The sequence below is a fragment of the Streptomonospora nanhaiensis genome (genome assembly GCF_026642255.1).
Classification (GTDB): Bacteria; Actinomycetota; Actinomycetes; order Streptosporangiales; family Streptosporangiaceae; genus Nocardiopsis; species Nocardiopsis tropica.
Map to the genome: position 1 here is coordinate 1913166 of NZ_CP113264.1, position 13801 is coordinate 1926966.

12 protein-coding genes are annotated in these 13801 nt (G+C 71.8%); 7 read left to right on the plus strand and 5 right to left on the minus strand.

Annotation, left to right across the window (positions count from 1 at the left end; translation table 11 throughout):
- The first annotated feature begins 340 nt into the window (after positions 1-340).
- From ctaC to OUQ99_RS08460, 4 genes are all read left to right on the plus strand, one after another.
- Positions 341-1288 carry an aa3-type cytochrome oxidase subunit II gene (ctaC, locus tag OUQ99_RS08445; RefSeq protein ID WP_431061490.1) on the plus strand — a complete coding sequence of 316 codons (948 nt, stop codon included), beginning with the start codon at positions 341-343 and terminating at the stop codon, positions 1286-1288.
- Complete coding sequence (ctaD, locus tag OUQ99_RS08450) at positions 1289-2956, plus strand: aa3-type cytochrome oxidase subunit I (RefSeq protein WP_267948871.1); 1668 nt, start codon at positions 1289-1291, stop codon at positions 2954-2956.
- A gap of 10 nt (positions 2957-2966) precedes the next feature.
- A complete protein-coding gene (locus OUQ99_RS08455; protein ID WP_267948872.1) occupies positions 2967-3392 on the plus strand; it encodes a cytochrome c oxidase subunit 4 in 426 nt (141 codons plus the stop codon).
- Positions 3393-3644: 252 nt separating this feature from the next.
- Entirely contained in the window at positions 3645-4946 is a 1302-nt protein-coding gene (locus OUQ99_RS08460; RefSeq protein WP_267948873.1) for a L,D-transpeptidase, read from the plus strand.
- A gap of 22 nt (positions 4947-4968) precedes the next feature.
- On the opposite strand, the gene OUQ99_RS08465 is transcribed toward OUQ99_RS08460, so the two are convergent.
- The 5 genes from OUQ99_RS08465 to OUQ99_RS08485 all read right to left on the minus strand — a co-directional run bounded on the left by OUQ99_RS08465 (position 4969) and on the right by OUQ99_RS08485 (position 10866).
- A complete protein-coding gene (locus OUQ99_RS08465; RefSeq protein ID WP_267948874.1) occupies positions 4969-6117 on the minus strand; it encodes a glycosyltransferase family 4 protein in 1149 nt (382 codons plus the stop codon).
- Positions 6118-6427: 310 nt separating this feature from the next.
- Entirely contained in the window at positions 6428-7462 is a 1035-nt protein-coding gene (locus OUQ99_RS08470; RefSeq protein WP_267948875.1) for a C40 family peptidase, read from the minus strand.
- A 344-nt stretch (positions 7463-7806) separates the two neighbouring features.
- Positions 7807-8808 (minus strand): C40 family peptidase, encoded by a 1002-nt coding sequence (locus OUQ99_RS08475; RefSeq protein WP_267948876.1) that lies wholly within the window; start codon positions 8806-8808, stop codon positions 7807-7809.
- A 388-nt stretch (positions 8809-9196) separates the two neighbouring features.
- Positions 9197-10588 (minus strand): NYN domain-containing protein, encoded by a 1392-nt coding sequence (locus OUQ99_RS08480; RefSeq protein ID WP_267948877.1) that lies wholly within the window; start codon positions 10586-10588, stop codon positions 9197-9199.
- Complete coding sequence (locus OUQ99_RS08485; protein ID WP_267948878.1) at positions 10585-10866, minus strand: hypothetical protein; 282 nt, start codon at positions 10864-10866, stop codon at positions 10585-10587. Before OUQ99_RS08485 ends, OUQ99_RS08480 begins: the two co-directional genes overlap by 4 nt.
- Positions 10867-10997: 131 nt before the next feature.
- Here OUQ99_RS08485 and OUQ99_RS08490 point away from each other — a divergent pair, with 131 nt between their 5' ends.
- From OUQ99_RS08490 to OUQ99_RS08500, 3 genes are read left to right on the plus strand one after another with little or no spacing between them, the layout of a single operon-like run.
- On the plus strand, positions 10998-12722 hold the full coding sequence (locus OUQ99_RS08490; protein WP_267948879.1) for a DEDD exonuclease domain-containing protein: 1725 nt from the start codon (positions 10998-11000) through the stop codon (positions 12720-12722).
- Positions 12700-13464 carry a rhomboid family intramembrane serine protease gene (locus OUQ99_RS08495; protein WP_267948880.1) on the plus strand — a complete coding sequence of 255 codons (765 nt, stop codon included), beginning with the start codon at positions 12700-12702 and terminating at the stop codon, positions 13462-13464. The genes OUQ99_RS08490 and OUQ99_RS08495 overlap by 23 nt, the downstream gene beginning before the upstream one ends.
- A 55-nt stretch (positions 13465-13519) precedes the next feature.
- Positions 13520-13795 (plus strand): Lrp/AsnC family transcriptional regulator, encoded by a 276-nt coding sequence (locus OUQ99_RS08500; protein WP_267948881.1) that lies wholly within the window; start codon positions 13520-13522, stop codon positions 13793-13795.
- Positions 13796-13801: the final 6 nt, after the last annotated feature.

Genomic DNA, 13801 nt, shown 5'->3' on the forward strand with positions numbered 1-13801 from the left:
TAAGGGCGTCGTAAACCCAGCGATACGCTCGCCTTGGTCTTTCCTCGCGAAGCTTCCGGAACCGCCGCCCACGAGCGGCGGGGTCGCCCGCGGGGAGGAGGGCCCGGGGGGACGCCGGGCCGCGCTCCGTAGCCAGCCGGGAGGGTATCCTCCGCGGGCGAACGGGCCCGGCTCCACGTACCGCCGCGCGTTCCGCGCAGGGGCGTCTGGCAACACGCTGACCAGGTAAGCCCATGAACGGCACGCCGGGCGGTTCGCGATAATGTTTCCCCTTGACAAGCTTTGGACACTTAGGCCGCCCGTGGAGGATCCACGGGCTTCACCGCTGGGAAGGCAATCCGTGAGTCCGACCCGCCAAGAAAATCGGCGCCCCAATCCGCGCCGATGGGCACCACGCGGCGCCGCGCTCGCCGTGCTGGGGCTGGCCGCGACCGGCTGCGCGTCGAACGATCTCACTCGTTTGGGCATGCCGGAGCCGATCACCGACCAAGCCGAGCGTGTTCTCTCGCTCTGGCAGGGCTCCTGGGTGGCGGCTTTCGCGGTCGGCATTCTCGTGTGGGGGCTGATCATCTGGTCAGTCATCTTCCACCGCAAGCGCTCTGAGCAGTTGCCGCCGCAGGTGCGGTACAACATGCCCATCGAAGCGCTCTACACCGTCCTGCCGATCGTCGTCATCTCCGTGCTCTTCTTCTTCACCGCGCGGGACCAGGCGATCATCCTGGACACCGACGAGCCGGCCGACGTGAACATCGAGGTCGTGGCCTTCCAATGGGCCTGGCAGTTCAACTACCTCGACGACACCAAGGAGAACGGCGGCGAGGTGCTCTTCTCCGAGACGGGCATCCCCAACCCGGACGGCACCGCCGACCCCTCGACGCAGACCACCCTGGTGCTTCCCGAGGGCGCGACCGTCCACTTCGACCTCCACTCGCCCGACGTCATCCACTCGTTCTGGATCCCCGAGTTCGGCTTCAAGATGGACGTCGTCCCCGGACGTGACAACGCGTTCCAGGCGAGCCTCACCGAGGACAGCGCGGGCCAGTACATCGGCCGCTGCGCGGAGCTGTGCGGGGTCGACCACACCCGCATGCTCTTCAACGTCGAGGTCCTTCCCCAGGACGAGTACGACGCCTGGGCCGCCGAGCAGGAGCAGGCGGCCGTGACCGCCGACAACGAGGCCGCCGAGGCCGTGGATTCCGAAGCGGACTCCGCCGACGGCTCGGGCGCCGAGGGATCGGATGCCGAGGGCACCGGTGCGGGCGCGGCCGACGCCGAGGAGAACGAGTAAATGACCACGACGGCAACACCGGCTCGCACCGACGGCAAGGCGCCGTCGAGCGCGGGCTCGATCATCGTCAACTGGCTGACGTCGACCGACCACAAGGTCATCGGGTACATGTACCTGATCACCTCGTTCGCGTTCTTCCTCTTCGGCGGAGTCCTGGCGCTCCTCATGCGCGCCGAGCTGTTCTCACCGGGCATGCAGGTCATGTCCAACGAGCAGTTCAACCAGCTGTTCACGATGCACGGCACGATCATGCTGCTGATGTTCGCGACCCCGCTCTTCGTCGGGTTCTCCAACATCCTCATGCCGCTGCAGATCGGCGCCCCCGACGTCGCCTTCCCCCGGATCAACCTGTTCGGGTACTACCTGTACCTGTTCGGCAGCCTCATCGCCGTGGGCGGGTTCCTCACCCCGGGCGGCGCGGCCAGCTTCGGCTGGTTCGCGTACACGCCGCTGTCCGACGCGGTCCGCTCGCCGGGCCTGGGCGGCGACCTGTGGATCCTGGGCCTGGCCGTCTCCGGTCTGGGCACCATCCTCGGCGCGGTCAACTTCATCACCACCGGCCTGTGCATGCGCGCCCCCGGCATGACGATGTTCCGCATGCCGATCTTCACCTGGAACACGCTGCTCACCAGCGTCCTGGTGCTCATCGCGTTCCCGGTCCTGACCGCCGCCCTGATCGCCCTGGGCGCCGACCGCATGATCGGCACACACGTCTTCAACGCCGAGCACGGCGGCGCCATCCTGTGGCAGCACCTGTTCTGGTTCTTCGGGCACCCCGAGGTGTACATCATCGCCCTGCCGTTCTTCGGCATCGCGACGGAGATCCTGCCGGTGTTCAGCCGCAAGCCGATCTTCGGCTACAAGAGCCTGGTGGCCGCCACCATCGCCATCGCGGGCCTGTCCGTCACCGTGTGGGCGCACCACATGTTCCCCACGGGCGCGGTCCTGCTGCCGTTCTTCTCCTTCATGACGTTCCTCATCGCGGTCCCGACCGGCGTGAAGTTCTTCAACTGGATCGGCACGATGTGGCGTGGGCAGCTGTCCTTCGAGACGCCGATGCTGTTCACGATCGGCTTCCTGGTCACCTTCCTCTTCGGCGGACTGACCGGCGTGCTCCTGGCCTCCCCGCCGATCGACTTCCACGTCACCGACTCCTACTTCGTGGTGGCCCACTTCCACTACGTGGTCTTCGGCACCGTGGTGTTCGCGATGTTCGCGGGCTTCTACTTCTGGTGGCCCAAGTTCACCGGCAGGATGCTCAACGAGAAGCTGGGCAAGTTCCACTTCTGGCTGCTGTTCTTCGGCTTCCACGGCACGTTCCTGGTGCAGCACTGGCTCGGGGCCATGGGCTTCCCGCGCCGCTACGCCGACTACCTGCCCGGAGACGGCTTCACCGAGCTGAACCAGATCTCCTCGGTGTCGTCGTTCGTGCTGGGGGCCTCGACGCTCATCTTCTTCTGGAACATGTACATCACCGCGAAGAGGGCGCCGCTGGTCACCGTGGACGACCCGTGGGGGTACGGCTGCTCGCTGGAGTGGGCCACCTCCTGCCCGCCGCCGCGGCACAACTTCACGTCGCTGCCGCGCATCCGTTCGGAGCGTCCTGCGTTCGACCTGAACCACCCGCACGCCGCGGTCCCGGCGGGCACGGACCCCGAGAGGAACTAGGGATCTCGCCATGAAGACGCAGGCCTATCTGTTCATGGGCATCTCGACCTTCTTCGGTCTTGCTGCCGCCCTGTACGTGTACTGGTCCTACCAGGACACCGGCGCCATCGAGTGGACGGGCACCACCGCCCTGGTGGTCTCCATCGGCTTCGGCTGGATGATCGGCTTCTGGCTCTGGCAGGCGGCCCGCCGCAGCGAGCGCTTCCACGGGCTCCCCGCGGAGGAGCGGCTGGACGGCGAGATCGCCGAGAACGCCGGGGAGTACGGGTTCTTCAGCCCGCACAGCTGGTGGCCGATGTTCGTCGCGATGGCCGTCGCGTTCACCGCGGTGGGCGTGGCCATCGGCTGGTGGATGGTGATCACGGGCGCCTTCGCGATCATCCTCACCTCGATCGGCTGGATCTTCGAGTACTACCGCAAGGAGTTCCAGCACTAGGACGCGCCGCCCCGAGCATCGGGCACATACCGTGCCCAAATGCGCACTCCGGGTAGTATGCGACTGTCACCACCCCGGTGGCCGGAAGGCCTCGCACCGCGAGGCCGACCGGCCGCCGGGGTCGTGTTTTCGGTGACCCTGCCGTGACGCGGGGCCTCGTGTCCGGTGCGCGGCGTGTCCGGGACCGGCGGCGTGCGAGGCGCCGTCCCGCGCACCGGGGCCACGTCGCAACCGACGCTGGAGGTCCTTGGCGTGAAGGGACGAGTCTTCCGATCGGCGGTCCGCCGCCTCGTGGCCGCGGTCGCCGCGGTCGTCCTCGTGGCGACGGCCTGCACCACCGCGGGCGGGGACCCGGGAGGTCCCGGCGGGGAGGAGGCGCCCGGTCCCGGGATCACCGTCACCCCCGGGACGGGCGCTGCCCCCGTGGCGCCCAACACGCCGGTGCGCGTGGAGGCCTCCGGCGGGACCATCACGGACGTCCGCGTGGAGCAGGTCGCCGCGGACGCGATCGCGGAGGCCGGCGGGGCGGGGGAGGCCGGGGCGGAGGGGCAGGAGTTCCCGGGAACCCTGAGCGGGGACGGCACCCGGTGGAAGAGCGACCGGAACCTCACCCCCGGCGCGTCGGTGAGCGTCTACGCCACGGCGGAGGACGCCGGCGGCGAGGAGACCGAGGTCGTCGCGGAGTTCCACACCGAGGGCGTCGACGGGGACTCACGCCTCGGGCTCGTCTCCAACCACCCGCAGAGCGGCCAGACCGTGGGCGTCGGCATGCCCGTCGTCGTCGGCTTCGACGTGCCGGTGGAGAACAAGGTCCAGGTGGAGAACTCCATCGAGGTGACCTCCGAACACCCGGTCGAGGGCGCGTGGAACTGGGTCGACGACGAGACGGCGGTGTTCCGGCCCCGGGAGTACTGGGAACCCCGTCAGAAGGTCTCCGTCGACCTGAGGCTGGCCGGGGTGGAGGCGTCCGAGGGCGTCTACGGGACGGAGGACGACCGTATCGACTTCGAGGTCGGCCGGGAGCTCGTCGCCACGATGCACGTCCCCGACCACGAGCTCGAGGTGGAGATCGACGGCGAGCTCGTGCGCACGATCCCGGTGAGCAACGGCAAGGGCCATGAGCGCTTCAACACCACCACCTCCGGCACGCACGTCACCATGGAGAAGTACGCCGAGCTCGTGATGGACTCCGCGACGGTCGGCATCCCCGAGGGCTCGCCCGGCCACTACCGGCTCGACGTGGACTGGGCCGTGCGTACCTCCGACAGCGGCGAGTTCACCCACGCGGCGCCGTGGAACGGCGGTATCGGCCACGCGAACACCTCCAACGGCTGCACCAACATGTCGGTGCGGGACGCCCGGTGGTTCCACGACCAGGCGCTGATGGGCGACATCCTGGAGACCACCGGCACCGGACGCGAACTGGAGTGGGACAACGGGTGGGGCTTCTGGCAGCGCTCCTGGAAGGAGTGGTTGAAGCACAGCGAGACCGGTGAGCCCCAGGTGACCGACGGCTCGGGCACCCCGGGCAGCGTGCACGGCGAGGGCCTGTAGCGGGCAGGGGGCGCCGCCCGGTTCAGCCGCCCGCACGCCCCGGAGCCGTCAGCAGCGCCTCCAGGCGCTCGGCCGTGCGTTCCCAGGTCCACGTCCGGGCCACCCACTCCCGGCCGCGTGCGCCCATCTGGGCGGCGCGGTCGGGGTCCTTCAGGAGTCCGATGAGGGCCCGGGCCACGGGCCCGGGCCGGGAGCCGTCCACCACCCGGCCCGTCTCGCCCTCCAGGACGGCGTCGGGTGCGCCGCCGGAGTCGCCGGCCACCACCGGCAGCCCGGTGGCGGAGGCCTCCAGGTAGACCATCCCCAGCCCCTCCACGTCCAGGCCGCCCCGGCGGGTGCGGCACGGCATGGCGAACACGTCGCCCGCGTCGTGGTGGGCGGGGAGCTCCGCGGCGGGGACGGGGCCGGTGAAGACCACCGAGTCCATCCCCGCCGCCGCGGAGCGCAGCCGGGGGCCGTAGGGGCCGTCGCCGACGACGAGCAGGGCCGCGTCGGGCACGTCCGCCAGGACGCGGGGCCAGGCGCGGATCAGGGTGTCCTGGCCCTTGCGGGGCACCAGGCGCGACACGCACACCACGACGGGGCGCCCGCCCAGGCCGTGGCGCGCGCGGACCTCCCCGCCCCCCGCCCCGGGGCGGAACCGCTCGACGTCCACCCCCGGGGCCAGGCGGCGCATCCGGTCGGCGGCGGCCGGGGACAGGGCCCGGGAGAGCCTCCTGCGGGTGTAGTCGCCCAGGTAGGTCACGGTGTCGGTGGTGTCTCCGATCCGGCGCAGAGCCGTGCTCGCGCCGGGGACCACCGACCAGCCGGTCTCGTGCCCGTGGGTGAGGGCCACCTGGCGGCGGACCCGGCCGCGCAGGCCGCCCGCGAGCAGGCCCAGGGGCGCGGCGGCCCCGTAGAGCACCGAGTCGCAGTCCTCCAGCGCGGCGATGGCGCGCGCCCGCGCGGCCACCCGGGGCGAGGGGAGCAGTACGCCCGCCGCGTCGCGGACGACGGGGAAGGGCTGGCGCAGGTCGAAGTGCGGGTCCGCGGCGGCGTCGCCGGGGGAGGGGGAGGAGCAGTAGACGACCACGGAGCCCTCGGGCCGGCGCAGGGCCAGCTCGTGGACGAAGGACTCGATGCCGCCGGAGCGCGGCGGGAAGTCGTTGGTGATGATCAGGGTGCGCGACACGGGAGCGAGTCTAGGGCGTCCCGCGCGGTCGCCCGGGGAGAACCCGGCGTTCGCGCCGAACCGGGGCCGGCGGGCGCCGGGCCGCCTCCCTCGGGGGCGGTGGTGCGGGGGCCGTCCCGGGTGCGGCGGACCGACCTGGGGTGATCTACGCCGTACAGGTGACGGGATAGGGGGTGTCCCCGAGATGAGAGGGGACAGGGATCCGGCCCTGCACGGAAGACGCGGTGGCCGCGACCCCCTGGGAACCAGGACGTCGCGGCCACCGCTGGGCCCCGCCGACCTGCCGCGGGACCCGGGACGCCTGCCGTCGCTACGGGCGCACGGCGGTCACGAATTCGGAGCGGTAGTAGTCGTTCAGGGTCACCGTGCCGATGGGCTTGGTCGAGGTGGACGCGTGCACCATCACGTTGTCGCCCGCGTACATGCCCACGTGCTCCGGGCCGCTGCCGCCCGGGTAGAAGAACAGCAGGTCGCCGGGCTGCTTGTTCTCCCAGGAAACCCGCTGGCCCGCGTTCACCTGGGAGTAGGTGGTGCGCGGCAGGCTCACGCCCGCGGCGCCCCAGGCGGCCTGGGTCAGGCCGGAGCAGTCGTACCCGTCGGGGCCGGTGCCGCCCCAGACGTAGGGCATACCGATCTTGGAGTAGGCGAAGTCCAGGGCGGTCCTGGCGTTGCCCGAGGCGGGGCCGGTGTAGCTGCCACCGCCGCCGGTGCTGCCGCTGCCCCCTCCGCCGGACCCGCCGACGTTCTCGGTCGCCGCCTCCTGCTCCTCGGCGGTCAGCTGGGAGAGCAGTTCCTCCTGCTCCGCGATGGCCTCCTCGGCCTCCTCGGTGGCGTCCTCGGCCTCCTGGAGGGCTTGGGCCGCCTCCTCCTCGGTCTCGGCCGCGGAGGCCTCCAGGGTCTCCAGGTTCGCGAGCTCCTCGGCGTACCGCGCCAGCTGCCCGTCGTTCTGGCCGGCGAGGTAGGTCAGGTCCGCCTGGTGGGCCAGGGCGTTCTCGGGCCCGGTCGAGGTGACCAGCTCGTTGAAGGAGGTGAAGTCGGGGCTGGAGTAGGCGGCTCCGGCGAGCTTGCGCACGTCCAGGCCCAGCTCCTCCACGTTCTCCTCGGCGGCCTCGATCTCCGCCAGGACCTCCTCGAGCTTCTCCTCTGCGGCCTCGTGGGTCTCCTGGGCCTCGTTGTAGGTCGCGTTGAGCTCGATGAACTCCTCTTCGAGGCGCTCGATCTCCTCGCGGACCTCCTCGGAGGTCGGTTCGGCGTGCGCCACCGCGGCGGGCATGACGAGGGCCCCGAGGGTGAGGGCGGCGAGGACCGCTGTGCGGCGCCTGCGGCCGCCAGGGGATGCAGACACGTTGGGTTACACCTTTCTCCCCTTGTCCCGGGCCGTGCGGGGTTCAGCGGGAGCAAGGGACTGCGCCGGGTGGGGGTTCAAGGGCCGGGGAGCCGGCCCGAACGCTGTGGGGCCCGGTCGGGACACGGCTGTCACCACCTGGGGGCGGTGAAGAGGAGCAACCGCTGTCGGCGATGAACACTAGTGCATCGCGCGGGTTCACCTCAACCTTTTCGTGACGTTCCACCGTGGGGCGTCGGGTGTCCGGAAACCCCTTCCGTGTCCCTTACCCGGGCACGCTCCGCACATGGAGAGGCCGCCCCCGGCGAACCGGGGACGGCCTCTCCGTGCGCGTGGGGCGGGCCCTAGGGGCGGACGCCGAACTCGAACTGTCCGGCCCAGTACGCGGCCAGGTCCACGACCTCGATGTTGCGGCCGCTGCTCGGCGCGTGCACCATCTGGCCGTTGCCGGCGTAGAGGCCGTTGTGGTTCACACCGGAGAAGAACATGATGTCGCCGGGCTGGAGCGCGCTCATGTCGTTGATCCGGTGGCCGACCTCGGCCTGGGAGAAGGTGGTGCGGGGCAGGTCGACGCCGGCGTTGCGCCAGGACGCCTGGACCAGGCCGGAGCAGTCGTACCCGTTGGGGCCGGTGCCGCCCCAGACGTAGGGCAGGCCGACCTTGGAGTAGGCGAAGTCCAGCGCCGCCCCGGCACTGCCGGACGCGCCGCCGGTGTACGACTGGCCGCCGCTGGAGTCGGCGCCGTCGGCGGAGCGGTCGGCGTCGGGGAACTGGGCGAGGATCTCCTGCTGCTCCTCGATCTTCGCCTCGACGTCGGTCTTGGCCTCGTCGGCCTCCTCCAGGGCGGCCTCGGACTCCTCCAGGGCCTCCTCCGCCTCGTCCTTGAGGCTGAACAGCCGTTCGGAGGACTCGCCGAACTCGTCCAGCTCGGCCTTCTGGGCCTCGGAGAGGTAGTTCAGGTCGGCGTTCTGCTCCAGCAGGGCCTCGGGGCCGTCGGAGGTCAGGATGGTGCTCGTGGAGTCCAGCTCACCGGACTGGTAGGTGGCGCTGGCCAGCTGCTGGACCTTGCCGCGCAGCTCCTCGTAGCGCTCCTCCTCGTCCCCGACCTGCTCCTCGAGCTCCTCGTACAGGGCCTCGGCGACCTCGTGGTCCTCCTTGGCCTGGTTGTAGGTCTCGACGGCGGCCGCGGCCTCTTCGTTGAGCTCCTCGATCCGGTCCTCGACCTCGTCCTGGGTCGGCTCCGCGTAGGCGGTGCCCGGGGCGATGAGGGTACTCGCGACGACAGCGCTGATACCGGTCGTGGCTGCGATGCGGCGGGCTGTACGCCGACCACCGGGGTTCTTCATGGCGGTCCGCTCCTTGAGGTTGGGAAGTCCGCATAGGGGTGCTGGAGGACAGTGTCCGCGCGGAGGCGGGGCGGGTGAGTGTGCGGGTCCCGACCGGAGGGCGCAGATCCTGCCTTCGCTCCGATGGAGCACTCACGTTCGGGAAGAACCTAGCGGACCGCTCTGCTCGTCTCAACCACATCTGTGGGCACAACCCCCGAATCATGGGGGAACCCACCGTTCCCGCGGGGACGTTACGCCTGGAAGGAGCGGTCGGGGGCGGTGTGGCCCGGAACGTGCGGGCTTCTGTCCGCTGTGCGCCTCGCCACGCCCCGGCGGCGGCAGGAGGGGAGGTGCCGCTCCCCCCCGGCCGGACCCTCGGAGGACCCGGCCGGGGGAGGAGGGCGGCTCAGCCGTGCGCCTCCAGGCGGCGCAGGAAGATCGCCGAGGGCACCGCGCGCGCACCCGCGCGCCGGACCGCGGACACGATCTCCTTGTCGGAGGTCACCACGGCGATCGGGCGTCCGGGCGGCTCCGCGCGCACCAGCCGCACGATCAGCTCGTCGGCGGTCTCCCCGGGGGCGCTGAAGAGCAGGCGCACCCGCCGGGTGGGGGCCGCCACGGGGGGAGCGTCGATGTCGGCGCCGTCGAACACGCACGTGATCTCGGCCTTGGTCCGGCTGGCCAACCCCTCCAGCGAGGCCATCAGCCGTGTGCGCTGGTCGGCCAGGGGGAGGGTCCCGTACCCGGTCTTGGTCACGTTGTAGCCGTCCACCAGGAGGTGGACCCGGGGCACCGTCAACAGGTGCTCCAGCAGGCCCGGGTCGTCGTCGGGCAGGCCGCCCAGCGACACCCGCCGCTGCTGCTCGGCCTCGGCGACCAGGTCCGCGGGGCTGTCCAGGGCCGCGGGCAGCGCCAGCTCCCTGCGCAGCCCGTGCGCGGATTCGACCAGCACGTCCAGCAGCACCCGGAGCCGGGCCTCGTCCGCGTTGCGTCCGGCGCGCACCGCGCGGCGGGCGTTCTCCACCTGCGCCTCGGCCGAGGCCAGCCGCGACCGCAGCCGCCGGTTCTCCGACTCCAGGGCGTTCATCTGCGTGGCCGACTCCGACTCGCGGTCGGAGGTCTCGGCCAGGACCCGTGCGGCCTCCGCCGCGGCGCCCTTGGCACGCTGCCGCTCCGTGTGCACCTTGCGGCGCAGCTCGGCGATCTCCGTGCGCTGCTCCCTGAGCTGGGAGCGCAGCCGCTCCGTCTCCGACTGGTGCTCGCTCCTGGCCTCGTCCAGCTGGCGGCGCACGGAGTCCAGCGCCTCGGCCGCCTCGTCCACCTCCCTGGCGCCGGCCAGGCGCTCCAGCTCCAGGTGGACGTCCTCGATGATCTCCGGCCAGCCCTTGGGCCGCAGCAGGTACGCGCAGGCCGCCACCGCCACGGGGTCCGCGGCAGGGGGCACCACGCCCGAGTGCAGGCCCTCGGCCAGCTCCGGCCACACCTGCCGCACCCGGGCCGCGACCATGTCGCGGAAGCCGCCGTCGGTCTCCAGCTGGGCGGCGATCTGCGGGCCGGCGAGCCTGGCACGGCGGCGCGGCTCGAACTTGGCGACCCTGCGCAGCAGCGGGGGGAGTTCGCTCGCGCGCATGCCGCCCAGCACGTCGGAACCGTACTCGACGACCCGGGCGCGCACCGGCTCGGGCAGGGGGCGGCGCAGCCGCTCCCCGTCGCTGTCGGCGCCGGGCGTCACGTCGACACTCTCGTCGCGCGGGCCGGTGCCGTCGGAGTCGCCGCCCGCCTCGGGGCGGGCGCTCATGCCTGACCCGTCGGGCTCTCCGCCGAGGAACCGGTGGCCGACCGGTCGGCGTCGGGGCGGGCGATGACCTCGACGCTGTCGGTGGCGCCGCACCAGCGGCACTTCACGCGCTCGACCGTCTCCGAGAGCACGGTCCGCTCCTCGACGCGGCCCTCACCGGCCAGGTCCAGGTGGAGGTAGTCCTGCGAACGGGTCGTCCTGGTCACGTCGAACCGCGTGAGGTTCCCGCATCCGGTGCACCGCCACCGCTCCTTGTCACCCGGCATAGCGATCCCCACGGTTCCTCCTCGTGTCGTGCTCGTCACGGGGCCGCGGACCTTCCGGCCCCGTCCCCCACATCTTTCCATGTCGGGCAGGTCAGACCGTATCCCGACCGTTTTCGGTCGTCACCGCCGACTAGCCTGACCGCGTGGTTCGACAGTCCGCGGCGCCCGCCGGCGTCCAAACGAGCATCAGCGACCTCGGCACGCCCCTGGCCGCGGCGACGTTCGTCGTGCTGGACCTGGAGACCACCGGGACCAGCGCGTCCGCCGCCCGTGTCACGGAGGTCGGCGCGGTCAGGGTGCGCGGGGGAGAGGTCCTCGGCGAGTTCTCCACCCTGGTCGACCCCGGCGTGCCCGTCCCGGCCGCCATCACCCTGCTGACCGGGATCACCCAGTCCATGGTGGCGACCGCGCCCCCCATGGAGGAGGTCCTGCCCCGCGTCCTCGCGTTCCTCGACGAGGAGCCGGACACCGTCCTGGTCGCCCACAACGCCGCCTTCGACACCGGTTTCCTGAAGGCCGCGTGCGAGCGCCACGGGTCGGCCTGGCCCGGATACCCGGTGGTGGACACCCTGCGCCTGGCCCGGGCGATCCTCCCGCGGAGCGAGACCCGCAACCACAGGCTCGCCACCCTCGCCGCGTTCTTCGGGGTTCCGGTCACCCCCAACCACCGAGCCCTGGACGACGCGCGTGCCACGGTCGGGGTCCTGCACGGGCTGATCGAGCGCCTCGGGCCGATGGGCGTGACCAGCGTGGAGGAGCTGCGCGCCGTCAGCAAGCCCGCCAGCCGGGCGCAGAAGGCCAGGCGGCACCTGGCGGAGGGCCTGCCGGAGGGCCCGGGGGTGTACGTGTTCACCGACGCGCGCGGGGCCGGCCTCTACGTGGGCAAGAGCAACAACCTGCGGCGGCGGGTCCGCTCCTACTTCACCGCGGCGGAGAGCCGCAGGCACATCCGCGAGATGGCCGCGCTGGTCGAGGGCGTCACCCCCATCGAGTGCGCCACCGAACTGGAGGCGTCCGTCCGCGAGCTGCGGATCATCGCCGAGCGCAAGCCCCCCTACAACCGGCGCTCCCGCAACCCCGAGCGCGCCTCGTGGGTCAAGCTCACCACCGACGCCTACCCGCGCCTGTCCGTGGTGCGGGCGGTCAAGGACGACGGGGCCCCCTACATCGGTCCCTACGCCTCGGCCAGGGACGCCGAGCAGGCCAAGGAGGCCCTGCTCCACACGTTCCCGCTGCGGCAGTGCACGCACGCCTTCTCCGAGAGCAGGAGGATCGACCCGTGCGTCCTGGCCCAGCTGGGACGCTGCGGCGCCCCCTGCGACGGCACCGAGGCGCTCGAGGCCTACACCGTCCACGCCGACGCCGCGCGCGAGGCCATGACCGGGGACCCCGCCGCCGTCGTCTCGGCGCACACCTCGCGCATCGCCGAACTCGCCGGAGCCCTGCGCTACGAGGAGGCCGCCGCCCTCCGCGACCGCCTCGCCGCCTTCCTGCGCGGCGCCCGGCGGGCCCAGCGGCTGTCGGCCCTGGCCTCGGTGGCCCAGGTGGTCGCCTCCCGGCGCTCCGCCACGGGCTGGGAGACCTGCGTGGTCCGCCACGGGCGCCTCGCGGCCAGCGCGGTCCTGCGGCCGGGCACCGATCCGACCGCGTTCCTGGCCTCGCTCCTGGCGACCGCCGAGTACGTCCCTCCGGGGTACGGGCCGAGCCCCAGGGCCCTGCCCGCGGAGACCGAGCTCGTCCTGGACTGGCTCACCGACCCCGCGACGAGGCTCGTCGACATCGACGGGGTCTGGACATGCCCGTTGCGGAGCGCGGAGGCGCACACGGAGATGACACACTGGGCGCATGGCCGCGCTTCCGCTCAATGACGACTACCCCGTCCGCCGCGCCCCCGTCGTCGCGTACACGCTGATCGCGGTCAACGTCCTCGTCTACCTGCTGTCCCCCCAGGCCGCCACGGCCGTCTGGTACCCGGTCGACATGGTGGGCCGCTTCTGCGCCATCCAGGACTACTTCATGCGCTGGGGCGCGGTGCCCGCCGAGATCCTCGGACAGGTGGACCGGGTCCCGCACGCGGTGCCCGAGTGCGGGTCGGTGGACGGCAAGTCCGTGTGGTTCTCGGTGCTCAGCTCGATGTTCGTGCACGCCGGCGCCATGCACCTGCTGGGCAACATGGTCTACCTGTTCGTCTTCGGCCCCGTCGTGGAGGACCGCATCGGCCGCGTCCGCTTCCTGCTGCTGTACGCGGTCACCGGGGTGGCGGCGGCCTACGGCTTCTCCCTGGTGGAACCCGGGGGGGAGATGCCCATGGTGGGAGCCTCGGGCGCCATCTCCGGCGTGCTCGGCGCCTACCTCGTCGTGCAGTTCCGCAGCCGGGTCACCACACTGGTGTTCGTGGTGATCCCGATGCGCCTGCCGGGGTGGGCCCTGGTCGGAAGCTACTTCGTGCTTCAGTATCTTCTCTACGTCACCACATCGAACTCCCCCGGCGCCGGGAGCGGAGTCGCCTACGCGGCGCACGTGTACGGGTTCATCGCCGGGGTGATCGCGGGACTGGTGGTCTACCGGCTGCGATGGCGCTCCGGGACGCGGCTCTCCGACGTCTACTAGGGGCGCCCCGCGCGGCCGGGGCCGCCTTCCCGCGGCCAACCGCCCTGGAGGCACAGTGATCACCGCGATCGTCATGATCAAGGCCGACGTCAACCGCATCCCCGAGGTCGCCGAGGCGATCGCGGAGATCGACGGGGTGAGCGAGGTCTACTCGGTCACCGGGGGCGTCGACCTCATCGCCATGGTGCGCGTGCGCCGGCACGAGGACCTGGCGGAGGTGATCCCGGGGCGGGTCAACAAGGTTCCCGGGGTGCTGTCCTCCGACACCCACATCTCCTTCCGCGCCTACTCCAAGCACGACCTGGAGTCCGCCTTCGCGATCGGCTGGTAGGGGCCG